This is a genomic window from Stutzerimonas zhaodongensis, from assembly GCF_003696365.1.
GTDB lineage: Bacteria > Pseudomonadota > Gammaproteobacteria > Pseudomonadales > Pseudomonadaceae > Stutzerimonas > Stutzerimonas zhaodongensis.
In genome coordinates, this window is sequence record NZ_RFFM01000001.1 from 791416 (window position 1) to 817741 (window position 26326).

Below are 26326 nucleotides of genomic sequence, written 5' to 3' on the forward strand. Positions count from 1 at the left end.
CAAGAGGACAAGGTTTATGGGTAAGAATGTCGTGGTCCTGGGCACCCAATGGGGTGATGAGGGCAAGGGCAAGATTGTCGATCTGCTGACTGACCAGGCAGCGGCAGTGGTTCGTTTCCAGGGTGGCCACAACGCCGGTCATACTCTGGTCATCGATGGCGAAAAAACCGTTCTGCACCTGATTCCTTCGGGCATATTGCGTGAGAACGTGCAATGCCTGATCGGTAACGGCGTCGTCGTCGCGCCAGACGCGTTGATGCGCGAGATCACTAAACTTGAAGAAAAGGGTGTGCCGGTGCGCGAGCGGCTGCGCATCAGTCCTGCCTGTACGTTGATTCTTCCCTACCACGTAGCGCTGGATCAGGCCCGTGAAGCCTCTCGCTCCGAGGGTAAGATCGGTACGACTGGTCGCGGAATCGGTCCGGCTTATGAAGACAAGGTTGCTCGTCGCGGCCTGCGTATCGGCGACTTGTTCAATCCGGAGCGTTTCACGGTAAAGCTGCGAGAGCTGCTTGAATATCACAACTTCATCTTGCAGAACTTCTACAAGGTCGAGCCGGTTGACTTCCAGAAGACGCTGGACGAGGCGCTTGGCTACGCAGAGATCCTCAAACCGATGATGACCGACGTTTCAGCTCGCCTGCATGAGCTGCGCAAGCAGGGCGCTCGGATCATGTTCGAGGGGGCTCAGGGTTCGCTGCTCGATATCGACCATGGCACCTATCCGTACGTTACTAGCTCCAGTACAACAGCTGGCGGCACTGCTACGGGTTCAGGTTTCGGTCCTCTTTACCTGGACTACATCCTTGGCATCACCAAGGCCTACACCACGCGTGTCGGTTCGGGTCCGTTCCCCACAGAGCTGTTCGATGACGTAGGCGCGCGTTTGGCCGAGCGTGGTCATGAGTTTGGCTCGACCACAGGGCGCGCGCGTCGTTGCGGATGGTTCGATGCGGTGATCCTGCGTCGCGCCATCGAAATCAATAGCGTGTCGGGTATCTGTCTGACCAAGCTGGATGTGCTCGATGGGCTCGAAACCATCCGCATCTGCGTGGCGTACAAGGACCGCAATGGGGAGTTGCTGGTCGATGCGCCTACCGATGCGGACAGCTATCAGGGACTGCAGCCGGTCTATGAGGATATGCCTGGTTGGAGCGAGTCGACTGTCGGCGTGAAGTCGCTGGATGAGCTGCCAGCTAATGCTCGTGCATACATCAAGCGCATCGAAGAACTGGTCGAGGCGCCGGTCGACATCATATCCACCGGGCCAGATCGCAACGAGACCATCGTATTGCGTCACCCCTACGCCTGACCGGGGCGCTGGGTTTAAGAAGACCGCCTCAGGGCGGTCTTTTTCATCGCGACAAGACGTCAATGGTTGAGCTGTGCTCATCCAAGAACTCGCCACGATGTATCGAAGCTGAAGCTGTGGGGCAGAAACGAAAAAACCGAGCTCATGGCTCGGTTTTTTCTGAAGAGTGGTGCCCAGGAGAAGACTCGAACTTCCACGATGTTGCCATCGCTAGGACCTGAACCTAGTGCGTCTACCAATTCCGCCACCTGGGCACATTGCGATGATTACTCACCGGCTTTAGTCGATTGCTGGTCGAGGCCGACAAACCTCGTATCTATGAGATGCTTGTACTAACTAGCATTTCATCCTAACAAATGGTGCCCAGGAGAAGACTCGAACTTCCACGGTGTTGCCACCGCTAGGACCTGAACCTAGTGCGTCTACCAATTCCGCCACCTGGGCACTGCAAACGATGATACTTCGTCGTTTCCGTGTTACAACGTCTACCAGACATTGTGGGCGCGAACTATACGGGCGGGGTTATGCCTTGTAAAGCCCCGCTCAGGAAAAATAATTCGCGCGAAAGCTGCCGTGCGCATGCGTTTCGCGCTTCAATAGATATAGGGCGTTCTGCCTCTATAAATGAATGAAAGGTGACATCTCTTAATGGCCGATTGGCAATCCCTCGATCCCGAGGCCGCACGTGAAGCGGAAAAGTACGATAACCCCATACCCAGTCGCGAACTGATCCTCCAGCATCTGAGCGAGCGAGGTTCCCCGGCTGCACGTGAGCAGCTTGTGGAAGAGTTCGGACTGTCGTCCGAAGAAGACATTGAAGCCCTGCGCCGCCGTCTGCGCGCGATGGAGCGTGATGGTCAGCTGATCTATACCCGGCGTGGCACCTATGCCCCGGTAGACAAGCTGGACTTGGTTTGCGGCCGTATCAGTGGCCATCGCGATGGCTTTGGTTTTCTTATCCCTGATGATGGCAGTGACGATCTGTTTCTCAGTCCTGCACAAATGCGCCTGGTTTTCGACGGTGATCGGGCTTTGGCCCGAGTAGCTGGGCTCGACCGCCGCGGAAGACGCGAAGGCGCTATCGTTGAAGTGATCAGCCGTGCCCACGAGACCATCGTGGGTCGTTATCAGGAAGAAAGCGGCATCGGCTTCGTGATGGCCGACAACCCAAAGATCCAGCAGGAGGTATTGGTCACCCCCGGTCGCTCCATGGACGCCAAGCCGGGGCAGTTCGTCGAAATCAAGATCACCCACTGGCCGACACAGCGCTTCCAGCCGCAAGGAGATGTTGTCGAGGTGATCGGTAATTACATGGCGCCCGGCATGGAAATCGACGTTGCGCTACGCAGCTTCGATATTCCCCATGTATGGCCCGAGGCGGTCAAGCGTGAGGCTTCCAAGCTCAAGCCCGAAGTCGAAGAGAAGGACAAGCAGAAGCGTGTAGATCTGCGCCATCTGCCGTTCGTCACGATTGACGGTGAGGATGCGCGCGACTTCGACGATGCCGTCTATTGCGAAAAGCTCAGCAACTGGAAGCTGTTCTCAGGCGGTTTCAGGTTGTATGTAGCAATCGCCGACGTTTCTCACTACGTCAAGGTCGGCTCGGCGCTGGATCAGGAAGCCGAGGTGCGGGGTACATCTGTCTACTTCCCCGAGCGGGTCGTGCCGATGCTGCCCGAGGAGCTTTCGAACGGCCTGTGTTCGCTGAATCCTCATGTCGACCGCCTGGCCATGGTGTGTGAAATCACCCTGAGCAAGTCGGGGAAAATGACGGATTACCAGTTCTACGAAGCCGTCATTCACTCCCACGCCCGTCTGACCTACAACAAGGTCAGCAGCATGCTGGAACAACCTTCATCCGCCGACGGCAAGCGTTTGGTAGATGAATACAGGGACGTGCTGCCGCACCTCAAGCAGCTCCATGCGTTGTACAAGGTTTTGCTCAAGGCGCGGCACACTCGCGGTGCTATCGATTTCGAAACCCAAGAGACGCGTATTGTTTTCGGCGCGGAGCGCAAGATCGCCGCCATCAAGCCTACCGAACGCAATGATGCGCATAAGCTGATCGAGGAGTGCATGTTGTGCGCCAACGTGGCCACGGCACGCTTCCTTCAGGATCATGATCTTCCCGGGCTGTATCGCGTTCATGACGGTCCGCCATTGGAGCGCCAGGAAAAATTACGAGCGTTTCTCGGCGAGCTTGGGCTGACCTTGCACAAGGGCAAGGAAGGGCCGACGCCAAAGGACTACCAGGCGTTGCTGGAGCAGATTCAGGGGCGTCCGGATTTTCATGTAATCCAGACCGTGATGCTCAGATCGCTCAGTCAGGCGGTCTACAGCCCTGATAACAACGGGCATTTCGGTCTCAATTACGAAGCTTATGCACATTTCACCTCGCCGATCCGCCGCTATCCGGATTTGCTGATCCATCGTGCGATTCGCAGCGTCATTCGCTCACGGCGGGAAACCTCGCATGTGCGTCGTGAGGGGGCGACCAGCATGCCGAAGGCGCGGATTTATCCTTATGACGAGGCTGCGCTGGAGCAACTTGGAGAGCAGTGCTCGATGACCGAGCGGCGTGCTGACGAGGCAACTCGCGACGTGGTGAACTGGCTCAAGTGCGAGTTCATGAAGGATCGAGTGGGAGAGACATTTCCCGGCGTAATCACGGCTGTAACAGGCTTCGGACTGTTCGTCGAGTTGACTGATATCTATGTCGAAGGCCTGGTTCACGTGACAGCCATGCCTGGCGACTACTATCACTTCGATCCGTTGCATCATCGGCTTTCCGGCGAGCGCAGCGGACGCAGCTTCCGTCTTGGTGACAGCGTTGAAGTTCGAGTGATGCGAGTCGATCTTGACGAGCGCAAGATCGATTTCGAGTTGATCAGCGGCGGCAGTAAATCTAGCGGTCGAGATTCAGGCTCCGAAGAAAATCGGCCCCCGCGTAAGGATGGCCGAACCAAGAAGGGCGGCGATAAGGCGGCCGGAAGTCGTAAGGAAGAAGTGAGCCCGGAGGTGCGTAAGAGCCGAGAGCTCAAAAAAGCGCTGCTCTCCGACGCAAAAAGCGGCGGCGCAAAGAAACCAAAACGCGGTTCAGCCAAGCCAAAGGCTTCTGGCAAGGCATCCGACAAGCCGGACGGCGGCGCGTCGCGTAAACGCAAGGCCAAGCCATGAGTGATCTGGAGAAGGTCTACGGCCTGCATGCCGTAGAGGCCCTGTTACGTCATCACCCTAAACGAGTAAAGCAAGTCTGGCTTGCCGAAGGGCGTGACGATCCGCGCGTACAAGCGCTGGTCGAGCTGGCTGGGCAGTCTAAAGTGCGGGTCGGCCAGTGCGAGCGTCGTGAAATGGACGCATGGGTCGAGGGCGTGCATCAGGGTGTGGTTGCTGATGTAAGCCCGAGCCAGGTCTGGGGCGATGCGATGCTCGAAGAGTTGCTGGACCGGACCGAAGGAGCGCCATTGTTGCTGGTGCTCGATGGGGTCACAGATCCTCACAACCTTGGAGCGTGCCTGCGCACGGCCGATGCGGCGGGTGCGTTGGCGGTGATCATTCCCAAGGATAAATCGGCCACGCTCAACGCGACCGTACGAAAAGTGGCCTGTGGTGCGGCAGAAGTAATCCCGCTTGTGGCGGTCACCAATCTTGCCCGTACGCTGGAAAAGCTTCAGCAGCGTGGCTTATGGGTGGTCGGTACTGCCGGCGAAGCAGACAAGGAAATCTATGATCAGGATCTCCGAGGCCCGATCGTTCTAGTCATGGGGGCCGAAGGAAAAGGCATGCGCCGACTCACTCGCGAGCATTGCGATTTCCTGGTGAAGTTGCCTATGGCCGGAAGTGTCAGCAGTCTCAACGTGTCCGTCGCGTCCGGCGTATGCCTGTTCGAGGCGCTCCGTCAGCGGCGTACATCCAGCGTCTCCTGATTCCCTTTTTAAACGGCATACGGGGCGCGTGACGGCCTTGGTGGTGGCGATCCGTCTCGAAACGGATTGCTGCCTCTGGGGTCAATTGTCCGTCCCCGTTTTTCGCGGCTCGCTCTGTCGATCGCCGCATTGGTGTGCTTCTGTCCGTCGCTTTCTACGGCGTTAGGATCAGGCGTGCCTCATGGAGGTTGTATGTCGCAACGCCCGCCTTTCCAGGCATTGTTCAGAAGTTCACCAAACGCCTACCTGCTGCTTGATCCCGAGCTGAGGATCCTTGACGCCAACCAGGCGTATCTGAAGCTCACGGCGCGCACGCTAGACGAGATTGTTGGGCAGCGTGTCCATGAAGCATTTGCTGCCGATCCCCAGGCCCCGGAAACAACTCATGTCGAAGAGCTGTTGGGCTCATTCGCCCGGGTGTTGCGCAACAAGTCCATCGATACGCTGCCGGTCATTCGGTATTCGATCGCCGTCAGGACCGAGCGCGGCGTGGCCTACGAAGACCGCTACTGGAGCGCGACCCATACTCCCATCCTCGATGACCGCGGTGAGGTCTCGGCGATATTGCAGCACACGATGGATATCACGGAGTTGCAATCGCTAAAGGCTTCGCTGCGCTCGGTAGAGAGCTTGGGGCAGCCATTGCAGCAAATTGAGGCGGCGATAATGTCCCGCGCCAAGTTAATGCAGGATGAGGGCAACCAGTTGCGTCAGTTGTTCGCTCAGGCCCCCGGTTTCGTATGCTTTCTGCGCGGGCCGGACCACGTGTTTGAGCTGGTCAACGAGGCCTATCAGCAATTGACCGGTTACAGGCCGCTGATCGGCAAACGCGTAAGCGACGGATTGCCGGAGCTGGAGGGGCAGGGGTTCATCGAGTTGATGGATCAGGTTTATCGCAGCGGCGAGTCCTATGTGGGCAAGGGAATGCGTACGCTGTTGCAGCGCCGACCTGGAGCGGAGCCGGAGGAGGTCTATCTCGACTTCGTTTTTCAGCCAATTGTCGAGCGTGACGGGCGCACATCTGGGATTTTCGTGCAGGGCAGTAACGTTACCGAGCAGCACCTCAGTCAGCAGGAGCTTTATGAGCATCGCGAGCATCTCGAAGAGCTGGTTCGAGAACGCTCTCGCGAGCTGCTGCGCAGTGAAGCCGAACGCCGGGTGGCTGAAGCGGCCTTGATGCAATCGCAGAAGCTAGAGGCGGTTGGCAAGTTGACTGGCGGCATCGCCCACGATTTCAACAACATGCTGCAGATTATCGGCGGCAATCTTCAGTTGCTGCGCCGAAACCTGGGGGCGGACGAGACCGCTCAGCGGCGGCTGGACTCGGCTGTTGGAGGAGTGGAGAAAGGTGCACGCCTTGCCTCGCAGTTGCTGGCCTTCGCCAGCCGTCAGCCTTTGCAGCCGCAGGACGTCGATCTAGGGGAGCTGTTGAGCCAGATGAGCGAACTGCTAAGTGGCGCACTGGGTCGGGCGGTGCAGATGGATATCGATATTGAACCGGAGCTGTGGCCGGTATTCGCCGATGTAGGCAACCTGCAGGCCGCCATCCTAAATCTTGCCGTTAATGCGCGCGATGCGATGGCCAGCGGTGGTGCCATGTCTATTCGCGTGCGCAACCGTTCGTTAGGGGCCGACCAGCTTTCGGGCCAGCCCACTGCGGCTGCCGGTTCATATGTCGAATTGAGCGTCAGCGATGAGGGTGAGGGCATGGCGCCTGACGTACTCGATCGCGCGTTCGAGCCGTTCTTCACCACGCGACAGAATGCCAATGCGTCAGGGCTCGGGCTTAGTATGGTCTACGGCTTCGTCAGGCAGACCGGTGGCTTCGTCGAGCTGGACAGTAAAGTGGGCGGCGGGACGACCGTGCGCGTTTATCTTCCTGTCGCCACGGGCATCGACTCCGCGGAACGTGCCAAGGGAAGCGATGCGCCCGTAGCCGAGGCTCAGCGCGAATCGGGCGGCATGGTGAATTCCTCATCTGGCGCTGATGAAGTGTCACCTCAACACGACCTGCATAAGGGGCTGGCAATTCTCTTCGTCGAAGATGACCCCACGTTACGCATGCTCACAGGCGAGGTCATGGAAGAGCTCGGACATGATGTCTGCCCTTGCGATTCGGCAGAGGTTGCGCTCGAGATGCTCGAACAGCGCAGATTTGACGTGCTGCTGACCGACGTAGGATTGGCCGGTATGAGCGGCATCGAATTGGTACGCCAGGCTCGGTCGCGCGATTCATCACTCAGTGTTGTCATCGCCTCCGGATACTCGATAAACGCCCGTGACGAAGGTCTGGCTGATCTGCGCACGATGCTCAAGCCGTACGATATCCATCAGGTCCGAACGCTACTCGATGACATCCGAGTAGAGCGCGGGGCAGGTGGAAAGGGCTGAGCCTTGGTTGGTTAAATAATCACCAAATCGCCTTGCGTGGCGGGCTGCGCTTCTCTAGAATTGCGCCCCTTGCCCGGATGGCAGGCGTTTGCGCGCCTCTCTGGCTGGCAAGTGAACATAACTGATTCACTCCTTGCCTGATCCGCGTTGTGCGGCAGGCTGCAACCCGTAAGGAGCAACAATGCGTCATTACGAAATCATCTTTCTGGTCCACCCCGACCAGAGCGAGCAGGTTGGCGGCATGGTGGAGCGTTACACCAAGCTGATCGAAGAAGACGGTGGCAAAATCCATCGTCTGGAAGACTGGGGCCGTCGTCAGCTGGCTTACGCCATCAACAACGTCCACAAGGCTCACTACGTGATGCTGAACGTCGAGTGCAGCGGCAAGGCACTGGCTGAGCTGGAAGACAACTTCCGCTACAACGACGCTGTCATCCGTAACCTGGTCATCCGTCGCGACGAAGCCGTGACTGAACAGTCCGAGATGCTGAAGGCTGAGGAAAACCGTAGCGAGCGCCGTGAGCGTCGTGATCGCCCTGAATCTGACTCTGCCGACAACGACAGTGACAGCGACAGCCGCGACAACAACGCTGACGAGTAATCCACGGACCTATTGAGGAGCCTATTTCATGGCACGTTTTTTCCGTCGTCGTAAGTTCTGCCGTTTTACTGCAGAAAATGTGAAAGAGATCGACTACAAGGATCTCAACACACTGAAGGCCTACATTTCCGAAACCGGCAAGATCGTACCTAGCCGTATCACCGGAACCAAAGCACGCTATCAGCGCCAGCTGGCTACCGCTATCAAGCGCGCCCGTTTCCTGGCCCTGCTGCCCTACACCGACAGCCACGGCCGTTGATCGAACTGTTTGACAGAAGTAAAGGATAAATCGCATGCGCGCCCTGGCTGACTTCATCATGCGCGGCCGTATGCAGGCGATTGTAGTTGTAGCTGGCTCTGCCGCTCTGCCGATGCTTTTCTGGTTGTGCGCTGCTGCAGGTAGCCTGGTGTTATTGCGTCGTGGGCTGAGTGACGCATTGGGCGTGTTGGTTTGGGCTGTATTGCCTGCCCTCGTCTGGTGGTACTTCGGCGATCCACGCACGTTGCTGGTGCTGCTGGGTTCCTTTGGTTTGGCGCTGTTATTGCGAAATCAGAATTCCTGGCCACGTGTGATGTTGTGCAGCGTTGGGCTTGGGCTGTTGTTTGCCTGGGCGCTCGGTGTGGTGTTCGGCGAGCCCATTGCGGCCCTTGCCACTGAGTTGCAGAAAGTGTTGCCCGACATGCTGTCGGATGCCTATCAGCAGCTCTCCGTGGAGGAGCAAGCGCGGTTGGGAGCGCTGCTGACGCCGGTTCTGACCGGTTTGCTGGCAGCGCTTTTGCAGATCACCACTTTGCTCAGCCTCATGCTCGGACGGTATTGGCAGGCGCAGTTGTACAACCCAGGTGGCTTTGGCCTTGAGTTTCGGGCACTGCGGTTTTCGCCGTTAGTGGCAATGTTGCTGCTGGTAGGCATGTTGATTGGACCGAGTCTCGGGGCTCAGATGGCAATGTTGGCGCCGTTGTGCAGTGTTCCGCTGGTGTTTGCCGGTGTTGCGCTGATTCACGGGCTGGTCAAGCAGGGTCGGATGTCACGGTTCTGGCTGGTGGGGCTTTACGTCACGCTAGTGCTGTTCATGCAGTTGCTTTATCCGTTACTGGCCGTACTGGCCATTGTCGACAGTTTGTTTGATTTCCGCGGTCGTGCATCTCGTGATGACGATGCTGGGCCTGCGGACGGTGAAGGTTAAAAGTTAAGAGGTAAGACTCAAATGGAAGTCATCCTGCTCGAAAAAGTCGCAAACCTGGGCAACCTGGGCGACAAGGTAAACGTCAAGTCTGGTTACGGTCGCAACTACTTGCTGCCGCAGCGCAAGGCTACTGCTGCAACTGCAGCTAACATCGCCGAGTTCGAAGCTCGCCGTGCTGACCTGGAAAAGGCTGCTGCCGAGCGTAAGGCTTCTGCCGAAACTCGCGCTGCTCAGCTGGCTGAACTGGAAGTCACCATCACCGCTACTGCGGGTGATGAGGGCAAATTGTTCGGTTCCATCGGTACTCACGACATCGCCGACGCACTGACCGCCTCGGGCGTTGAAGTCGCGAAGAGCGAGATCCGTCTACCGAATGGCACCATCCGTCAGGTTGGTGAGTACGACGTTGCTGTACATCTGCACACCGACGTTGAAGCGACCGTGAAGCTGATCGTGATCGCTGGCTGATACAGGCCATCGTCTGGCACCACCGGTGCCTGACGGGTACCATCGGGCACGTTCCACGCAAGTGGTACGTGCCCTTTGTTTTTCTGAATCCTGAAGAATTCCGAGTGCCATGAACGACATCAGTGTGCCCCAGCAATACGATCTGGAAACCGCAGCGCTCAAAGTGCCGCCACATTCGATCGAGGCCGAACAGGCCGTGCTTGGCGGACTGATGCTGGATAACAATGCCTGGGAGCGAGTCCTGGACCAGGTATCCGACGGTGATTTCTATCGTCACGATCACCGCCTGATCTTCCGTGCCGTTTACACCCTTGCCGAGCGCAATTCGCCGTTCGATGTGGTGACCCTTTCCGAGCAGCTCGACAAGGAAGGTCATCTGTCGCAGGTCGGCGGTCTTGCCTACTTGGGCGAACTGGCCAAGAACACCCCATCCGTGGCCAACATCAAGGCGTATGCGCAGATCATTCGGGAGCGCGCGACGCTGCGCCAGCTGATCGGCATCAGCAACGAGATTGCAGACAGTGCGTATGCGCCACAGGGGCGCACGGGTGACGAAATCCTCGACGAAGCCGAGCGGCTGATTTTCCAGATTGCTGAAGCGCGCCCTAATACGGGTGGTCCGGTAGGGATCAATGACATTCTGGTTAAAGCCATCGACCGAATCGACTCGCTGTTCAATGCGGGAGAGGCGATCACCGGGCTGTCGACCGGGTTTGCTGATTTGGATGAGGCCACCAGCGGCCTGCAGCCAGCTGACCTGATCATCGTCGCCGGTCGCCCGTCCATGGGTAAGACCACGTTTGCGATGAATCTTGTTGAGAATGCTGCCCTGCGCTCCGACAAGGCGATTCTGGTGTTCTCGCTGGAAATGCCGGCCGACTCCATCGTGATTCGTATGCTGGCCTCCCTTGGCCGGATTGATCAGACCAAGGTGCGGACCGGAAAGCTCAGTGACGACGACTGGCCGCGGCTGACCTCCGCGGTCAATTTGCTAAACGACCGCAAACTGTTCATTGACGATACGGCTGGCATTTCGCCATCTGAAATGCGGGCTCGGACGCGGCGATTGGCCCGGGAGCATGGCGAGATCGGCATGATCATGGTCGACTATCTGCAGCTGATGCAGATCCCGGGCTCCAGTGGTGACAACCGAACCAACGAGATTTCTGAGATATCCCGTTCGTTGAAAGGCTTGGCCAAGGAGTTCAATTGCCCGGTCATCGCGCTTTCACAGCTCAACCGCTCTCTTGAGCAGCGGCCCAACAAACGCCCTATCAACTCCGACCTTCGTGAATCCGGCGCTATCGAGCAGGACGCCGACATCATTATGTTCGTCTACCGGGACGAGGTGTATCACCCGGAAACCGAATACAAAGGCGTCGCCGAGATCATCATCGGCAAGCAGCGAAACGGACCTATCGGCACTACGCGCTTGGCGTTTCTTGGCAAATATTCCCGGTTCGAGAACCTGGCGCCCGGCAGCTACCAGTTCGACGACGATTAACAGGCTGATCGGTAGCGGCTTGCGAGGCCTGGGAAAAGCGCCCGACAATAGCCGCTTCACTCCTGCCTCGAAGGACTTCGCATGCGCCCTCTGGTTGCTACGGTCGATCTTGCCGCGCTTCGTCATAACTATCAGCTAGCCAAGCAATGCGCGCCGGGGCGCAAGGCATTTGCAGTGGTCAAGGCCAACGCCTATGGCCATGGTGCGCCTGAAACGGTGCAGTGCTTGAGTGATTTGGCAGACGGGTTCGCCGTAGCGTCCCTCGAAGAAGCTGAACAGGTTCGAGCGGTAAACGCAGACGTGCGCCTATTGTTGCTTGAAGGGTGCTTCGAGCCGGCAGAGTACCGTGCGGCAGCCGAGCTGAGCCTGGATGTTGCTATCCAGGGCGAAGCGCAGGTGGACGCATTGTTGAATGCGCAAATAGAGCGGCCATTGAACGTCTGGTTAAAGCTTGACTCGGGGATGCATCGCCTTGGCTTCACCGCCGCCGCGTTGCGCGTAAGCCATGCTCGGCTGAGCGGCGCGGCAGAGATTGCCGAGCTCAATCTGATGAGTCATTTCGCTTGTGCCGACGAGCGCGGGCATCCGCTCAACGAATCCCAGCTGGAGCAGTTCAATAGCCTGCTAGATCTGAGCTTTGCTCATCGGTCATTCGCCAATTCGGCTGCGGTATTGACGCTCTCCGCCGCCCACATGGACTGGTTGCGCCCGGGGATCATGCTTTATGGCGCTTCGCCTTTTGCTGAGCTGACCGCCGTGACGCTGGGCTTGAAACCGGTGATGACTCTGACCGCTGCGATCATCGCTATCCGAGAGGTCCCGGTGGGTGAGAGCGTTGGCTACGGAGCCGGCTGGGTTGCGCAGCGCCTGTCACGTATTGCCACAGTCAGCTGCGGTTATGCCGATGGCTATCCGCGCACTGCGCCGCCCGGCACCTCTGTCCTGATCGGCGGACAACGAGCGCCGCTGGCGGGAAGAGTCTCCATGGACATGCTCACCGTAGATATCACAGACCTGCCCCAAGCGGAGCTTGGTGATACGGTTGAGCTGTGGGGTGTGGGTGTGCCGATCGATGAGCTCGCTCAGGCTTGCGGTACCATCGGCTACGAGCTGCTCACCAAGGTCACTCAGCGCGTTCCCAGGCGCTATATAAACGGCTGATCGCCGTTTCGCCTGCTTGGAATCGGCAAAAGCCGACCAATCTGGTCGGCCTTCCTGATCATTTTTTGTGCTATATTCCGCGCCCGTTTTCGTTGCCCCGGTTTCTAGCCATGCACGCAGCCAAGCCCCTGTTCGACTATCCCAAGTACTGGGCCGAATGTTTCGGTCCGGCGCCATTCCTGCCTATGAGCAGGGAGGAGATGGATCAGCTCGGCTGGGATTCCTGCGACGTGATCATCGTGACCGGTGATGCCTATGTCGACCATCCGTCGTTCGGCATGGCGATCATTGGCCGCTTGCTGGAAGCTCAGGGTTTTCGGGTCGGCATCATCAGTCAGCCGGATTGGCATAGCAAAGACGATTTCATGAAGCTCGGGCAGCCGAATCTGTTCTTCGGCATCGCGGCAGGCAACATGGACTCAATGATCAATCGCTACACCGCCGACCGAAAGGTACGCTCCGACGACGCTTATACGGCGGGCGGGCTGGCGGGCAAGCGCCCGGATCGGGCGAGCCTGGTCTATAGCCAGCGTTGCAAGGAGGCCTTCAAGGATACGCCGGTCGTGTTGGGCGGAATCGAGGCGTCCTTGCGGCGAATCGCTCATTACGATTATTGGCAGGACAAGGTGCGTCGCTCCATTCTCATGGACGCCACTGCAGACATTCTTCTTTACGGGAATGCCGAGCGGGCCATCGTCGAGGTGGCGCAGCGTATGGCGCGCGGTGAGTCGGTGGATCAGATCACCGACGTTCGCGGTACGGCTTTCATCCGCCGAGATGCGCCTGAAGGTTGGTTCGAGATCGATTCGACCCGTATCGATCGGCCGGGCAAGGTCGACAAGATCATCAATCCCTACGTCAACACCCAGGATCTGCAAGCCTGTGCCATTGAGCAGGATAAGGGGCCGGCTGAAGATCCGAACGAGCCGAAGGTCGTTCAGCTGTTGCCGAGTCCAAAGGTCGAGCGTGACCGGACCGTGATCCGCCTGCCGTCTTTCGAAAAAGTGCGCAATGACCCGGCGCTCTACGCACATGCCAATCGTGTTCTGCACCTTGAGACGAATCCAGGCAATGCGCGTGCACTGGTGCAGCGCCATGGTGATCACGATATCTGGCTCAATCCGCCGCCGATTCCGCTGACCACTGAGGAGATGGATTACGTCTTCGCCTCGCCGTATGCGCGAGTGCCTCACCCGTCATATGGCGGCGAGAAGATTCCGGCATACGACATGATCCGCTTCTCGGTAAACATCATGCGTGGCTGCTTCGGCGGTTGCACCTTCTGCTCGATCACCGAGCATGAGGGCCGCATCATCCAGAACCGCTCACACGAATCGATTCTCAACGAGATCGAGGAAATGAAGAAGCTGCCAGGCTTCACAGGGGTGGTTTCGGATCTCGGTGGGCCCACCGCGAACATGTATCGCATCGCCTGCAAGAGTCCGGAAATCGAGCAGCACTGCCGCAAGCCCTCCTGCGTCTACCCGGGCATCTGCGAGAACCTCAATACCGACCACAGCTCGCTGATCGAACTGTATCGCAAGGCGCGTGCGCTACCGGGTGTGAAGAAGATCCTGATCGCGTCCGGGTTGCGTTATGACCTTGCAGTCGAGTCGCCTGAATATGTGAAGGAACTGGTCACCCATCATGTGGGCGGTTATCTGAAGATTGCCCCTGAGCATACCGAGCGCGGTCCGCTGGACAAGATGATGAAGCCGGGCATCGGCAGCTACGACAAGTTCAAGCGGATGTTCGACAAGTACTCCAAGGAAGCGGGCAAGGAGCAATACCTGATCCCGTATTTCATCGCCGCGCATCCGGGCACCACCGATGAGGACATGATGAACCTTGCGCTTTGGCTCAAGGCCAACGGCTTCCGTGCCGACCAGGTCCAGGCGTTCTACCCGTCACCGATGGCCAGTGCCACAGCGATGTACCACAGCGGCAAGAATCCGCTGCGCAAGGTGACGTATAAGAGTGAAGGCGTTGCCATCGTCAAAAGTGAAGAACAGCGCCGTCTGCACAAAGCTTTTTTGCGCTATCACGATCCCAAGGGCTGGCCGATGTTGCGTGAAGCCCTGCAGCGGATGGGTCGGGCGGATCTGATAGGCAGTGGCAAGAATCAGCTGATCCCGGCACATCAACCGGCGACAGAAGGCTATCAGAGCGCCCGTCGTAAGAACTCGACGCCCGTGGGCAGTAAAAAAGCCGGGCAGGGCGGCACCATCCTGACCCAGCACAGCGGGCTACCGCCCCGCAGCCACGACGGCAACGCGTGGGACAAGCGGGAGCAAGCCAAGGCTGCCGCAGAGGCACGCCGCAAAGCTGCGACCGGAGGTGGCAAGCCGAACGGTAAGGGGCGCAAGCCTTCTCAGCGTCCAGCGGTGCCACGCTAACCAATCGGGCCGATGCACTTCTTGTGTCGGCCTGGCTTGCGGGAGCTGTAGTTAGCCTCTAAACGCCAGCGTGGCCTGACTCAGTGCCCCAGCTAGGCGCAGCATCTGTTCGCTCTGCTCCCGGCCGCGGTTGATGTGCCCGAGGTTGCTGTCGCCCAAGCTGTGTATACGCTCGCTGTGACCGCGGATCTCGCTTACGGCGTCACTTTGCTGAGCTGTCGCAAGCGCGATCTGCGCAGCCATCTGTTCGATCGACCCGATGGTGGCAACAATTTCCTCAAGCGCTGCATCAGACGTTTCGGCCAGCTGGGCGGTGGCTTCAGCATGATTGACCTGGGTCCGCATTGCCTGCACGGATTGATTAGCCGCCGTCTGCAAATTACCGATCAGCAGTTGGATCTCCTCGGTCGCCCCACTGGTGCGTTGAGCCAGGGTGCGCACCTCATCGGCAACGACGGCAAAACCACGGCCTTGCGCACCCGCCCGAGCTGCTTCGATTGCCGCGTTCAACGCTAGCAGGTTGGTCTGCTCGGCAATCGCGCGAATCACGGTCAGCACCTTTCCGATAGTGTCGGTTTCATCGGCCAGTCGCTCGATGGCCAAGGCGTTGCTCTGTACTTCGCCGACCAGGCCATGCAGACCGCTCAGGCTTTTGCTGATGACATCTTGGCCTCGGTGAACGGCCTGACTGGCTGCGCGCCCAGCCTCTGCAGTCTGACCAGCACCGGTCGCGACATCCTGGATGGTGGCTTCAAGCTCGCCAAGAGCGTCACGGATCTGCGCCGTGTCGCTGCTCTGGTGGCTGGCGCTGCGATGCAGGTCAGTGCTCAATTCTGCAAGGTTCCGGCTGCTGCCCGTCACCTCATGAGCATGCTCACGCAACGTCCCGACCAAAGTAAGCAGATAGTTTCGCAGCTGGTTGAGCGATGCGCCGATCTCGACCACCTCCGGCGTTTTCGCGTCCAGCTCGATGGGTTTCTGGAAGTCGCCCCGGGCCCATGAGCCAAGTGCCGGTGCGAGCAGCCCTAAAGACCGAGTCAGCTGCCGTTGCAGGCGATCGATGGCCAAGGCGACCAGCAGGATCAGTACGATGATCGATCCTTGGATCAGGCGCACTTCCATCTGAATTCGACCGTGCTCCGCGAGGACTTCGGGTTCAAGGGCATCGAGCGCCGCTTGCACGCTTGCCACTTTCAGGTGGGTGCTTTCCTTGAGTTCACTACGCTGCTGGATCAGTGAGCGCGTGCGTTGCAGCTCGCTGGGGAATCGCTTGAGCAGCGCGGAAAGTTCTCGCTTCAGAACGATACCTTTATCTTCGATGGTGGACGTATCTTCAGCGCCTTCGAGGTCCAGTAATGCGGCGAATGCGTTGGCACCCGACGCTTGTTCGGTCATTACGCCGAGCAGCGGAAGGGCATTCAGGGCATTCGCTGCGCGATTCACCGCCTCAAGCGCTTGCTCTACATCGGCAACAAGCCCGTCCTGACCGCTGCTGGTCAGCTTGGCGCGTGCATGGCTTAGGCGAACCAGCTGTCGACTCGCTTCGAACAGCGGTCCCTGGTACTGATCCGCCGCCGGCTGCCTGCTCTGTGCCGCATAGCGGTGCAACTGTTCCAGCGCAACGGATATCTCGCGCTCGGCCTGAATCAGCAGGCCCTGTGGATCGCCAGCCAATTTGCCAGCTGCCAGTAACTCGGTGGCCGTGAACTGATCGAGCTGCTCCAGGCTAGGCCGCAAGCGTGTGGAAAGTATCGAGGGCAACGCGCCCATATCAGTAGCGAGGCCTTCGAGTTCTGTCTGGGCTGCCTTGTGCCGGAGGGCGTCGCCACTGATCAGATAGTCCTGAATATTACTGGCGACCTGATGCTGAAAACGCTGCGACAGGCTCAGATAGCGCGCCATCAAATCATGTGGACGTGCCAGTGCCTTCTCGGACCACCAGAGCGTTACGCCTAGAGCAAGGCAGATTGCAATGAGTAGCAGCGTATTCAGGGTGGTGAGGGACTTCAGGCGCATCCAGACCTCCGGGGTAGGGGAGGTCAGAAGATATGGCGTTTTGATGTCACTTGTGTGACGGCGCAAACCCTGCTACTTGGTTACGCCCGCCGTTTTTCGCAAGGTAGAGAGCTTCATCCGCTTGCTGGGTGAGCAGCTTGGTGCTGATGTCAGGCAGAAGTTGAGCGATACCACAGCTGAAGGTGCAGCTGAGATCTACCGGTTGCGCCGGGTAGTGAATTTCAGCGAAACGTTTGCGGATCTCATCGATCACCTTTACCGCGTTCTGTAGATCGGTGTCGGGCAACACCACGGCGAATTCTTCCCCCCCATAGCGACCGATATGGTCGGTCTTGCGCAAACGCTGCTTGAGAAACAGGGCGAGGCTCTTGATTACCCTGTCCCCCATGGGATGCCCGTAGGTGTCGTTCACCTTCTTGAAGTGATCGATATCGATCATTGCGAAGCACAGAGGCCGGCCATCGCGGCGAGCACGTGAGCTTGCATCTTCGAGCAATTGAAGGCTGTGCGTATGGTTATACAGCCCTGTCAGGCTGTCTCGCACGATCCTGGCCTTGAGGCTTCGAGCCCGCTCGGCGCGGGTACGAACAGTCGCGATCAGGTGGCTGGGCTTGATCGGTTTGGTTAGAAAGTCGTCGCCACCCTCGTTCATCGCATCGAGCTGCTTGTCGAGGTCATCTTCGGCGGACAGGTAGATGATCGGCACGCTGACATAGCGCTCATGCTGCCGAATCACTTTGGCCAGTTCCGTGCCCATGCAGTCGGGCATATACATGTCGAGAATGATCAGATCAGGCTGAAATTCCGCCAGGTAGGTTATTGCCTGGATCGGCTCGTTCAATGTCTGAGTAATGATGCCGGCGTTGTTCAGCACGCGCTCGGTATGCGTGGCCTGGGCTCGCGAGTCATCGATAATCAGGACACGGAAAGGCTCGTAGTGGGCGGTCCGAGTGAAGATCTCGATCTTTTCCAGCAGGCTCGAGGCGTCGATGGCTCCGGTAAAGAACTCCAGCCCACCAGCACGCACCGCCGCCAGCCGCATCGGCGTATCGGTTTCCTGGTGGCTGAAGAATATCAATGGCAGCTTTTCCTCCAGGCCCTGCTGAATGCTTTCGGCAAGCTTCAGGCCTGCGCCGGCACCATTGAAATCCACATCCATGACCAATGCCGCCGGGTGGCGTTCGTGCATCGCTGCGCGGAACTCGCTGTCGCTGGCGAAGGCACGGGCGGTCATGCTGAAGAATTCCAGTTGGCGCACCACATGGTTGGCGCGCTCGTGATCCTCTAGCGCGATGTAGACAGGTTTGCTCAACGGCGGAACATAGCCGGATTGCCCGCGAGGATCACCGTGACGCAAACCGGTGCGTGCGAGTCTGTAGATCAACTGGCTTAGGGTGGCAATGGTGTCGCTCGATAGGCGCCCACGGTTGTCATTGATGTCGCCCAGACAGTCATCGATGCCTAGGGCCAGTTGGCGATGTTCGGCCTGCTCGAAGCGCTCGGCGAAACGCCGCAAGCGCTGATTGGCATCAGCCAGTGCGGACCGGTAGCTGTCATTCCATTCGCTGCGTTGTAGCTGCTGCCATACTTCGAGCACTTCCCGTGCCTGGTGAATGACTCGCTGTGCGAAGTGCTGTTTGAGTTCTTCCTGGTCCGACATGTCTTTTCTCTGACCCGCTGCGACAGTGCTTTTGACGGGTGCCTTGGTGGCGCAATGCTAGCACCGAAGCGGGCGTTGCGTAGCCGCCTCATTGGCGGTCTGGTTCTCATTATGAGGCTTGCCGATGAACAGCTGCGTTATAGTGGTTCACATGCCGCGACGCTCTGAGTTACCAGCGGTCGAATCTTTGAATTCAAAAGAGAAGGACTGATACCCATGTTGGATTGGAAGAACCGCTTCGGCCGCCCTGGGTCGTCGGGAAACACTGGCGGAGCGGTCGGAGTGACCCGTAATCCCCTGGTTCTGGCACTCGCAATCGCGCTCGGGCTCTATTTACTGGTCGCGCTTCTGGTGGGCTGGTACTGGAGCTCCGAACCTGAGCGTTTCCCCGTGCAGCAGCATGTAAGAGAGTCAGCCGAGGCCTCGCAGCGGCAGATTGTCAATGGCTATACCACTGTCCAGACGCTTAGAAAGGTCGCCAGCACATTGTTGGATAAGCCAGGCGGTTACTTGACCAATGACATCGCTCCTCCTGGCTTGTGGCTGGATAACATGCCTAGCTGGGAATATGGCGTGCTTGTTCAGGTGCGGGACCTCAGTCGTGCTCTGCGTAAGGATTTTGCGCGGTCGCAGTCCCAATCGACCGAAGATGCGGACCTGTCCAAAGCCGAACCCCTGTTCAATTTCGATAACCGCAGCTGGGCCTTGCCTGCTAGCGAGTCGGAATACCGTAATGGCATCCGCCATCTGGATCGCTACCTGGCGCGCTTGAGCGATCCAACACCCAAAGCGCAGTTTTATTCCCGTGCAGACAATCTGAATAATTGGCTAGGCGATGTCGGAACCCGACTTGGCTCGCTGTCACAGCGTCTGTCTGCCAGCGTTGGGCGCGTTCGCCTGGATGCTCAGGTAGCACCTGAGCTCGAACGCGAAGGTGTGAAGCAAGTTGTCGAGGAGGCGCGAGTCGAGACGCCTTGGCTGCAGATCGATAACGTCTTCTACGAAGCTCGGGGACAGGCTTGGGCTCTGTCGCATCTGCTGCGCGCCATCGAGGTGGATTTTGCCGACGTATTGGCCAAGAAGAATGCGGCGATCAGTGTGCGGCAGATCATCCGTGAACTGGAAGCGGCACAGGAGCCTCTCTGGAGTCCGATGGTGCTCAATGGCAGCGGCTACGGTGTACTCGCTAACCATTCGCTGGTAATGGCTAACTACATTTCTCGCGCCAACGCGGCTGTTATCGATCTGCGCAACCTGCTTTCGCAGGGCTAAGGCTAGCAGTGGTCGCAATCCTCTCAGGACTGCGACCTGCGCCTCGGATTCAGTCCAGCCCGAGTTTCTTGAGACGATAGCGCATGGAGCGGAATGAAAGGCCCAGCCGCTGCGCAGCGGCCGTCCGGTTCCAGCGCGTTTCTTCCAGCGCTTGCATGATCAGCTTACGTTCGACGTCTTCAAGGTGATCTTCAAGGTTGTCGATCTGCGCAAGGCTGGCTTCGCCATTCTCAGCAACGCCTGGCGCGTCGGACAACCGCAGGTCGCCGGGTTTGATCTCTTCGCCTTCGCAAAGTGTGTAGGCGCGCTCAAGCATGTTTTCCAGTTCACGCACGTTACCCGGGAAACGGTAACTCTGTAGTTTTGCCAGGGCATCGGGATGGAGTCGTGCCGGCGTGTCGCCGCTATCCTGGGCGAGGCGGCGGAGCATGTTATCGGCCAGTTTTGCGATATCTTCTCGGCGTTCCCGAAGAGGCGGTACGCGCAGTTCGATGACGTTCAGACGGTAGTAAAGATCCTGGCGGAAGCGGCCGGCTGCAACCTCGTTGGCCAGATCCTTGTGTGTTGCGCAAAGAATTCGTACATCGACGACGACTTCCTTCGATCCTCCAACCGCGCGGACGGCTTTTTCCTGGATGGCTCGTAGCAGCTTCACCTGCATCGGTAGGGGCAGATCGGCCACTTCGTCCAAGAACAAAGTGCCGCCACTGGCGGCCTGGAACAGGCCCGGCTTGTCCTCCATTGCGCCTGTGAAGCTACCTTTCTTGTGCCCGAAGAACTCGCTTTCCATCAGCTCCGAGGGAATCGCGCCGCAGTTGACCGGCACGAACGGCTGTTCATGACGAGGACCTTGCTCGTGGATCAATCGCGCGACCAGCTCTTTGCCGCTGCCCGATTCGCCGCTGATGTACACCGGTGCCTGGCTGCGCGCCAATTTGCCGATCTGCTTGCGCAGGACATTCATTGGCGGCGAGGCGCCGAGCAGACGGCTATCGACCGTCAGTTCGTTTGGATTAGGGCTTCGCAGCCGAAGTGCGGTATTGACCAGCTCACGGAGCCGGCCCAGATCCACCGGCTTGGTCAGGAAGTCGAAAGCGCCCGCCTTGAGCGCGCCGATCGCGGTGTCCAGGCTGCCATAGGCGGTAATCATCGCTACCGGCATCTGCGGGTAGTGTTGCTGTATGAACTGAACCAGCTCCAGGCCGCAACCATCTGGCAGGCGCATGTCGGTCAGACAGAGGTCATAGCGCTCACGCGCCAGGCACTCGCGGGCTTCCTTGAGATTGCGAGCGCTGCGGGTGTCCAGCTTCATGCGCCCGAGGGTGATCTCCAGGAGCTCCCGGATGTCGGGTTCGTCATCGATGATCAGTGCTTTTTGGCGGGCAGTCATGGTTTCGATCTTTGCATGGATGGTGCGGCAGGCAATGTTAACGCTACAGCGTCTGGCTTGTACCCTTACGTTAGCTGATGTGTGACCCGTTGCCTTTTAGGGAACGGTCAGGTCAGCTTGCGGGGATGGGCAAAGACGATACGAAAACAGCTTCCACCTTCTTCCCGCTCCCGGTAGTCGAGGCGAGCCTGATTGCTCTCGCAGAGCTCTCGGGAAATATAAAGGCCCAGTCCGGTGCCCTTGTTCTCTGTGGTGAAGAAGGGCTCGAAGATATTCTGGACCTGATCGGCCGGCACCCCTGCGCCATCATCTAGCACCTCCAGTACTGGCAGGTCGCTGGATTCGTCTCGGAAGACCTTCAGCCACACCTGCGCCTGGCCATGCTTCTGGCCGCTGTAACGCAGGCCGTTCTGCACCAGATTGGTCAATACCTGAATCAGCTGATTAGGATCCATGCGAGTCTGCAGTGAACTGCCCTGGGTTTCCACGTGAACGAGGTGCTGGGCGGAAAGTGTCTGCCGGAACTCGCTGGAGAAACGATGAACCCAGTATTTGAGGTCGAGAAGTTGCGGTTCGGCCTGACGGCGGCGAGACAGCTGAAGCACGTTCTCGATGACCAGGTTCATGCGCCTGGAGTGGTCCTGGATGATCTGCGTCAGGCGTAGGTCCGCCGGGTCCAGTACCTCGGATTCCTGCAGCAGCTGAGCGGCGTGGCTGATTGCGCCGAGCGGGTTGCGAATTTCATGAGCGATGCTGGCGGTCAAGCGGCCCAGGGAAGCAAGTTTGAGCTGCTGGGCCTTTTGCGCGATCTGCGAGATGTCCTCAAGAAAAACCAGGGTGTCCTGCTTCACCCCATGCTGCAGTGTAGCGAAGCTTGGCTGCAGCGTCGCGCCGTCGGGAGTGGCCTTGAAGTTGCGCGGCCGGAGTGTGGGGTTATCGCGCCATTGCTGCAGACCCTTGATGATCTCAGGGCAGCGTGGAGCGAGGCGTTCGCCGGTCAGGGATTGCTGGCCGAGGAGTTCGAGCGCGCCCTGATTGGCGAGCAACACGCGGCCCTGCGGGTCAAGAACGAGGATGCCGGTGCGCATACGTTGCAGTATTTGGGCGTTCAGGGCTTCAAGGTTGGCAACCTCTTCGGCGCGCTGGCGGGCAAGCGTTTCGCTGACTTGCAATCGTCTCGTCAGGCCTTGCACAAGCAGTGCCGCGGCAAAGCAAAGCGTGCCAAGCGCTGCGGCCTGAACATACTGCCCGCTCGCCGCGCTGTCGTTCAGGCTGAGGTAGAAGGTCAGGTAAATGAGGCCCGTCGCGGCAACTGCTGCGATGAAGAATCCGACCCGCCCGTGCAGCAGAATGTTGGCGATGGCAACCGCCACAATAAGGAGGTTACCGATACCGCTTGGCGTGCCCCCGGCAAAGTAGAACAGTGCCGCAAGCAGGCTTACGTCAAGCAAAGCGAGGACCATCACCGGCAGTTCCCGCTTCGGGTTCTGAAGCAGGACGGCGGTGAGGATATTCAGAATCAGGTAGATCCAGGCGCCGTAGTGAAACGCCGCCGGATTTATCATTCGCATCAGGTCGCTATGCAGGTCACTGCTGATGAGCAGGACCAGCACAAGGCCTATCGCGACGCGGTATAGATGGTAGAGACGAAGGATTCGCCGGCCCTGATAGCCGAGAAACGTCAGGCGTTCAGTTCCCACCCGACTTGCTGTCCTGTTCAAGATGCGCCTGGCTGCAGTACCAGCGATCATGGCTTTGCAAGGCCTGTTCGCGCGGCAGGTGCACACCGCATTCGGCACAGCGCACCGTAGTGACGGTAGTCAACGGCGGTTCGCCGGTCGTTTTCGGTTTGCTTGTCAGGCGGCGCCAGAGCCAGAAGGCCGCCGCAATCAGGATGATCCAGAACAACAGACGAAACAGACCCATATCTACGATTCCTGGCTAAGCCATGCCGGCCTGCCGAGGGCAGGCCGTTAATTGGGTATCTAGTCGAACAGGCCGAAGGTCAGGTAACTCCACCACGAGCGGCCACTGTTCTGCTCTTCGTTTGCTGCTTCGGCTTCCGCCTCTCTCAGCACGGGACGCAGCTCGTCCGGCAGATCCCGTGCCGCATTCTCGTATTGGCGTACTACGTCCCGGTTGGATTGCGAGCTATCCGGGGCTCTGTTTTCAGTTTCGATCAGGCCAAGCGTGGCGCGGGACAACCAGCTGCGGTTATCTGCTTCCTTCTGACGAGGGGTGAACTTGCCGTCTTCAAGGCTGGGATGTTGGGGGTAGTTGAGCTTCAACGTATCGAGGCTGCTGGCAGCCAGGTCGTCTAGGCCGAGGCGCTGATAGGATTCAGTCATCACGGCAAGGCCGTCGCCTACAGCAGGGGTGCCCTGGAAGTTTTCAACTACGTAACGACCGCGGTTAGCTGCGGCGACGTAGGCCTGGCGCCGCAGGTAATAATCGGCTACGTGAATTTCGTTTGCAGCCAACAGGTTGCGCAGGTACACCATCCGCGCTTTAGCGTCTGGCGAGTAGCGACTGTTGGGGTAACGAGTGGTCAGTTGGGCGAACTCGTTGAACGAATCACGCGCTGCACCGGGATCACGCTTGGTCATGTCCAGTGGAAGAAAGCGCGCTAGCAGACCGCGATCCTGGTCGAACGAAGCCAAGCCTTTGAGGTAGTAGGCGTAATCGACGCTCGGGTGCTGTGGGTGCAAACGGATGAAACGCTCAGCTGAAGAGCGTGCAGCTTCTGGCTCGGTGTTGCGGTAATAGGCGTAGATCAGTTCAAGCTGCGCCTGCTCGGCAAAGCGCCCAAAGGGATAGCGGGATTCCAGTGCTTTCAATTTGCTGATAGCGCTGGTGAAGCTCTTGTTGTCCAGGTCGGCCTGTGCCTGCCGGTACAGTTCCGCTTCGCCGAGGTTCTCGCTGACGGTTTCGTTGGACGAACAGGCGGCGGTAAGGGCGAAAATGGCGATCAGCAGCAGGTGTTTCACGTGCATGGCGGCTTGCGTCCCTGTGACGGCTGGCTGTCTCGCGCGGAGCCGTCCTGTTATGATGAGCGCCCCGGTTGACCGGGACAAAGACGCGGTATTTAAACACAAGCGTGTTGCCGAAACCAAAGGCTGCACCCGCGTCGCGGTCGATAGGCTGTTCATGCCCGTGCGCGATCGTCGATTCGTCCCCTGTATTGGCCCGCAGCTGGGGCCTGGCCGCTTCCAGCTGCCCATCCTCTATCTCATCCGTTGCCCGCTTGGATGCCATCCTCAACTAATGAAGCGCTTCTAAATATGTCCACGATCTCAACCCAGGCCATCCATCTTCGCGCAGAGGTGCCGTTCGACCTCGGCGGGCAGCGCCTCGATCAGGTCGCGGCGCAACTCTTCTCGGAACATTCCCGCTCCCGCCTTTCAGCATGGATAAAGGATGGCCTGCTTAAGGTTGATGGTGCCGTATTGCGCCCGCGAGACACCGTGCATGCTGGCGCCGTGTTGGAGCTGTCCGCTGAGCAACAGGCGCAGGGTGAATGGGTTGCGCAAGACATTCCGCTGGATATCGTCTTCGAGGATGAACATATCCTGGTGCTGAACAAGCCGGCTGGTTTGGTGGTGCATCCGGCTGCGGGGCACGCTGACGGCACCTTGCTCAACGCCTTGCTGCATCATGTTCCAGACATCATCAATGTGCCGCGCGCCGGAATCGTCCATAGATTGGACAAGGACACCACAGGCCTGATGGTGGTCGCCAAGACCCTGCAGGCCCAAACGCGGCTGGTAGAGCAAATGCAGGCGCGCAGTGTCAGCCGGATATACGAGGCCATCGTGATAGGCGTAATTATCACGGGCGGCACCATAGATGCGCCGATCGGCCGGCATGGCCAACAGCGTCAGCGTATGGCCGTGGCTGAAGGCGGCAAGCCGGCTGTCAGTCATTACCGGGTCCTGGAGCGCTTCCGCTCGCACACTCATGTTCGGGTCAAGCTCGAGACAGGGCGCACCCACCAGATTCGCGTGCATATGACCCATATCGGTTATCCGTTGGTGGGAGATCCGCTGTACAGCGGGCGCTTCCGCATCCCGCCGGCAGCGAATCCGACCATGGTGCAAACGCTTCGCGATTTTCCGCGCCAGGCGTTGCATGCGCGATTCCTCGAGCTCGATCATCCGGTTACAGGTCAGCGTTTGAAATGGGAATCGCCTTTGCCGGACGACTTCGTCTGGTTACTGACGCTGCTACAGCAGGATCGTGAGGCGTTTGTCGGGTGACCCGCTGGCCTGACGACTGGATCCTGCCTGATTGGCCCGCCCACCCACGCGTTCGGGCATGTATCACTACGCGCACTGGTGGCGGCAGCGAGTCGCCTTTCGACAGCTTCAATCTGGCGGTTCATGTAGGTGACGACCCGGATGCCGTTGATGCCAACAGGCGTAGATTGCAGCAGATCATTTATTGCAATCCCGCCTGGTTGAGTCAAGTACATTCCAGCATCGCTGTAGAGGCCGATCCGCGCGCCTGCCCAACTGCAGATGCAAGCTGGACGGCTGAGGCAGGTGTGGCTTGCTCGGTATTGACCGCTGACTGCCTGCCGGTACTGTTCTCCGATCGCGCTGGAACGCGTGTTGCGGCTGCTCACGCCGGGTGGCGAGGGCTTGCAGGCGGCGTGCTGGAGGCTACCGTTGCAGCCATGCATACCTCTGGCAATCAGCTGATAGCTTGGCTTGGCCCCGCTATTGGGCAAAGCGCGTTCGAAGTAGGCGGCGAGGTGCGTGATGCATTTGTGTCGCAGCATGCCGAGGCAGTGGGTGCGTTTGTCCCAAGCGCTAATGCCGGCCGCTTTATGGCTGACATCTATCAGCTGGCGCGGATCCGACTTCATAAATGTGGGATCGCTGAAGTTTATGGTGGGGGCTTCTGTACGGTCTCTGACGCGCGCTTCTATTCCTACCGCCGCGCTGCTGTGACCGGGCGTTTCGCCAGCCTCATCTGGCTCGTATAGGCTGGTGCTCATCAGCGGACCGCCAACGCGTGCGATCGCCTGTCTTGGTGATTTG

Annotated in this window: 20 protein-coding genes and 2 tRNA genes; 14 read left to right on the forward strand and 8 right to left on the reverse strand. The window is 58.7% G+C overall.

Annotated elements, in window-relative coordinates; genetic code table 11:
- Window positions 1-16: 16 nt before the first annotated feature.
- Window positions 17-1312, forward strand: coding sequence for an adenylosuccinate synthase (locus EA797_RS03525; protein ID WP_122163793.1), 1296 nt, complete (start codon window positions 17-19; stop codon window positions 1310-1312).
- 167 nt (window positions 1313-1479) lie between these two features.
- Here EA797_RS03525 and EA797_RS03530 read toward each other — a convergent pair.
- Window positions 1480-1566: transfer RNA gene (locus tag EA797_RS03530), tRNA-Leu, on the reverse strand.
- A gap of 103 nt (window positions 1567-1669) precedes the next feature.
- Window positions 1670-1756: transfer RNA gene (locus tag EA797_RS03535), tRNA-Leu, on the reverse strand.
- A 204-nt stretch (window positions 1757-1960) separates the two neighbouring features.
- On the opposite strand from EA797_RS03535, the gene rnr reads away from it, so the two are divergent.
- The 10 genes from rnr (at window position 1961) to EA797_RS03585 (ending at window position 14946) form a co-directional block, all read left to right on the forward strand.
- Window positions 1961-4489 carry a ribonuclease R gene (gene rnr / locus EA797_RS03540; protein WP_122163794.1) on the forward strand — a complete coding sequence of 843 codons (2529 nt, stop codon included), beginning with the start codon at window positions 1961-1963 and terminating at the stop codon, window positions 4487-4489.
- The gene (gene rlmB / locus EA797_RS03545; RefSeq protein WP_122163795.1) at window positions 4486-5238 is read left to right on the forward strand and encodes a 23S rRNA (guanosine(2251)-2'-O)-methyltransferase RlmB; all 753 of its coding nucleotides are present in this window, start codon (window positions 4486-4488) and stop codon (window positions 5236-5238) included. The genes rnr and rlmB overlap by 4 nt, the downstream gene beginning before the upstream one ends.
- Window positions 5239-5430: 192 nt before the next feature.
- Window positions 5431-7629 (forward strand): PAS domain-containing protein, encoded by a 2199-nt coding sequence (locus tag EA797_RS03550; protein ID WP_122163796.1) that lies wholly within the window; start codon window positions 5431-5433, stop codon window positions 7627-7629.
- Between the two features lie 181 nt (window positions 7630-7810).
- Window positions 7811-8230 carry a 30S ribosomal protein S6 gene (gene rpsF / locus EA797_RS03555; protein ID WP_122163797.1) on the forward strand — a complete coding sequence of 140 codons (420 nt, stop codon included), beginning with the start codon at window positions 7811-7813 and terminating at the stop codon, window positions 8228-8230.
- 28 nt (window positions 8231-8258) lie between these two features.
- Window positions 8259-8489 (forward strand): 30S ribosomal protein S18, encoded by a 231-nt coding sequence (gene rpsR, locus EA797_RS03560; RefSeq protein WP_019340128.1) that lies wholly within the window; start codon window positions 8259-8261, stop codon window positions 8487-8489.
- A gap of 34 nt (window positions 8490-8523) precedes the next feature.
- Window positions 8524-9417, forward strand: a complete 894-nt coding sequence (locus tag EA797_RS03565; RefSeq protein WP_122163798.1) for a YybS family protein — start codon at window positions 8524-8526, stop codon at window positions 9415-9417.
- Between the two features lie 21 nt (window positions 9418-9438).
- The gene (gene rplI, locus EA797_RS03570; RefSeq protein ID WP_122163799.1) at window positions 9439-9885 is read left to right on the forward strand and encodes a 50S ribosomal protein L9; all 447 of its coding nucleotides are present in this window, start codon (window positions 9439-9441) and stop codon (window positions 9883-9885) included.
- 109 nt (window positions 9886-9994) lie between these two features.
- Window positions 9995-11389, forward strand: a complete 1395-nt coding sequence (gene dnaB, locus EA797_RS03575; RefSeq protein ID WP_122163800.1) for a replicative DNA helicase — start codon at window positions 9995-9997, stop codon at window positions 11387-11389.
- An 81-nt stretch (window positions 11390-11470) separates the two neighbouring features.
- Window positions 11471-12550, forward strand: a complete 1080-nt coding sequence (gene alr, locus EA797_RS03580) for an alanine racemase (protein WP_122163801.1) — start codon at window positions 11471-11473, stop codon at window positions 12548-12550.
- A 110-nt stretch (window positions 12551-12660) separates the two neighbouring features.
- Window positions 12661-14946 carry a YgiQ family radical SAM protein gene (locus tag EA797_RS03585; protein WP_122163802.1) on the forward strand — a complete coding sequence of 762 codons (2286 nt, stop codon included), beginning with the start codon at window positions 12661-12663 and terminating at the stop codon, window positions 14944-14946.
- 51 nt (window positions 14947-14997) lie between these two features.
- Here EA797_RS03585 and EA797_RS03590 read toward each other — a convergent pair whose 3' ends face one another.
- Both EA797_RS03590 and EA797_RS03595 read right to left on the reverse strand, forming a co-directional pair.
- The gene (locus EA797_RS03590) at window positions 14998-16962 is read right to left on the reverse strand and encodes a methyl-accepting chemotaxis protein (RefSeq protein ID WP_122163803.1); all 1965 of its coding nucleotides are present in this window, start codon (window positions 16960-16962) and stop codon (window positions 14998-15000) included.
- Window positions 16963-17008: 46 nt separating this feature from the next.
- The gene (locus tag EA797_RS03595) at window positions 17009-18622 is read right to left on the reverse strand and encodes a response regulator (protein ID WP_122163804.1); all 1614 of its coding nucleotides are present in this window, start codon (window positions 18620-18622) and stop codon (window positions 17009-17011) included.
- Window positions 18623-18838: 216 nt separating this feature from the next.
- Between EA797_RS03595 and EA797_RS03600 the strand changes: the two genes are divergently transcribed.
- The gene (locus EA797_RS03600) at window positions 18839-19894 is read left to right on the forward strand and encodes a DUF2333 family protein (RefSeq protein WP_122163805.1); all 1056 of its coding nucleotides are present in this window, start codon (window positions 18839-18841) and stop codon (window positions 19892-19894) included.
- Window positions 19895-19943: 49 nt separating this feature from the next.
- Here the strand turns inward: EA797_RS03600 and EA797_RS03605 are convergent, their stop codons facing one another.
- The 4 genes from EA797_RS03605 to EA797_RS03620 all read right to left on the reverse strand — a co-directional run bounded on the left by EA797_RS03605 (window position 19944) and on the right by EA797_RS03620 (window position 24277).
- Window positions 19944-21284 carry a sigma-54-dependent transcriptional regulator gene (locus EA797_RS03605; RefSeq protein ID WP_122163806.1) on the reverse strand — a complete coding sequence of 447 codons (1341 nt, stop codon included), beginning with the start codon at window positions 21282-21284 and terminating at the stop codon, window positions 19944-19946.
- Between the two features lie 107 nt (window positions 21285-21391).
- Window positions 21392-22984, reverse strand: coding sequence for a sensor histidine kinase (locus EA797_RS03610; RefSeq protein ID WP_122163807.1), 1593 nt, complete (start codon window positions 22982-22984; stop codon window positions 21392-21394).
- Window positions 22974-23210: a PP0621 family protein gene (locus EA797_RS03615; RefSeq protein ID WP_122163808.1), complete on the reverse strand. Its 237-nt coding sequence runs from the start codon at window positions 23208-23210 to the stop codon at window positions 22974-22976. The genes EA797_RS03610 and EA797_RS03615 overlap by 11 nt, the downstream gene beginning before the upstream one ends.
- Before the next feature lie 59 nt (window positions 23211-23269).
- The gene (locus EA797_RS03620) at window positions 23270-24277 is read right to left on the reverse strand and encodes an outer membrane protein assembly factor BamD (RefSeq protein WP_122163809.1); all 1008 of its coding nucleotides are present in this window, start codon (window positions 24275-24277) and stop codon (window positions 23270-23272) included.
- A gap of 288 nt (window positions 24278-24565) precedes the next feature.
- Here EA797_RS03620 and rluD point away from each other — a divergent pair, with 288 nt between their 5' ends.
- Together rluD and pgeF are read left to right on the forward strand one after the other, a co-directional pair.
- Window positions 24566-25540, forward strand: coding sequence for a 23S rRNA pseudouridine(1911/1915/1917) synthase RluD (rluD, locus tag EA797_RS03630; RefSeq protein ID WP_122163811.1), 975 nt, complete (start codon window positions 24566-24568; stop codon window positions 25538-25540).
- Entirely contained in the window at window positions 25537-26271 is a 735-nt protein-coding gene (pgeF, locus tag EA797_RS03635; RefSeq protein ID WP_122163812.1) for a peptidoglycan editing factor PgeF, read from the forward strand. Before rluD ends, pgeF begins: the two co-directional genes overlap by 4 nt.
- Window positions 26272-26326 lie beyond the last annotated feature (55 nt).

Excerpts from the sequence above, each read along its gene's own strand:
- rlmB (WP_122163795.1), top strand. The coding sequence starts at position 4,486 with ATGAGTGATCTGGAGAAGGTCTACGGCCTGCATGCCGTAGAGGCCCTG.
- EA797_RS03605 (WP_122163806.1), bottom strand. The coding sequence starts at position 21,284 with ATGACTGCCCGCCAAAAAGCACTGATCATCGATGACGAACCCGACATC.
- EA797_RS03600 (WP_122163805.1), top strand. The coding sequence starts at position 18,839 with ATGTTGGATTGGAAGAACCGCTTCGGCCGCCCTGGGTCGTCGGGAAAC.
- EA797_RS03595 (WP_122163804.1), bottom strand. The coding sequence starts at position 18,622 with ATGTCGGACCAGGAAGAACTCAAACAGCACTTCGCACAGCGAGTCATT.
- EA797_RS03525 (WP_122163793.1), top strand. The coding sequence starts at position 17 with ATGGGTAAGAATGTCGTGGTCCTGGGCACCCAATGGGGTGATGAGGGC.
- EA797_RS03585 (WP_122163802.1), top strand. The coding sequence starts at position 12,661 with ATGCACGCAGCCAAGCCCCTGTTCGACTATCCCAAGTACTGGGCCGAA.
- rnr (WP_122163794.1), top strand. The coding sequence starts at position 1,961 with ATGGCCGATTGGCAATCCCTCGATCCCGAGGCCGCACGTGAAGCGGAA.
- alr (WP_122163801.1), top strand. The coding sequence starts at position 11,471 with ATGCGCCCTCTGGTTGCTACGGTCGATCTTGCCGCGCTTCGTCATAAC.
- rplI (WP_122163799.1), top strand. The coding sequence starts at position 9,439 with ATGGAAGTCATCCTGCTCGAAAAAGTCGCAAACCTGGGCAACCTGGGC.
- EA797_RS03620 (WP_122163809.1), bottom strand. The coding sequence starts at position 24,277 with ATGCACGTGAAACACCTGCTGCTGATCGCCATTTTCGCCCTTACCGCC.
- EA797_RS03550 (WP_122163796.1), top strand. The coding sequence starts at position 5,431 with ATGTCGCAACGCCCGCCTTTCCAGGCATTGTTCAGAAGTTCACCAAAC.
- rpsF (WP_122163797.1), top strand. The coding sequence starts at position 7,811 with ATGCGTCATTACGAAATCATCTTTCTGGTCCACCCCGACCAGAGCGAG.
- rpsR (WP_019340128.1), top strand. The coding sequence starts at position 8,259 with ATGGCACGTTTTTTCCGTCGTCGTAAGTTCTGCCGTTTTACTGCAGAA.
- rluD (WP_122163811.1), top strand. The coding sequence starts at position 24,566 with ATGTCCACGATCTCAACCCAGGCCATCCATCTTCGCGCAGAGGTGCCG.
- EA797_RS03590 (WP_122163803.1), bottom strand. The coding sequence starts at position 16,962 with ATGCGCCTGAAGTCCCTCACCACCCTGAATACGCTGCTACTCATTGCA.
- dnaB (WP_122163800.1), top strand. The coding sequence starts at position 9,995 with ATGAACGACATCAGTGTGCCCCAGCAATACGATCTGGAAACCGCAGCG.
- EA797_RS03615 (WP_122163808.1), bottom strand. The coding sequence starts at position 23,210 with ATGGGTCTGTTTCGTCTGTTGTTCTGGATCATCCTGATTGCGGCGGCC.
- EA797_RS03565 (WP_122163798.1), top strand. The coding sequence starts at position 8,524 with ATGCGCGCCCTGGCTGACTTCATCATGCGCGGCCGTATGCAGGCGATT.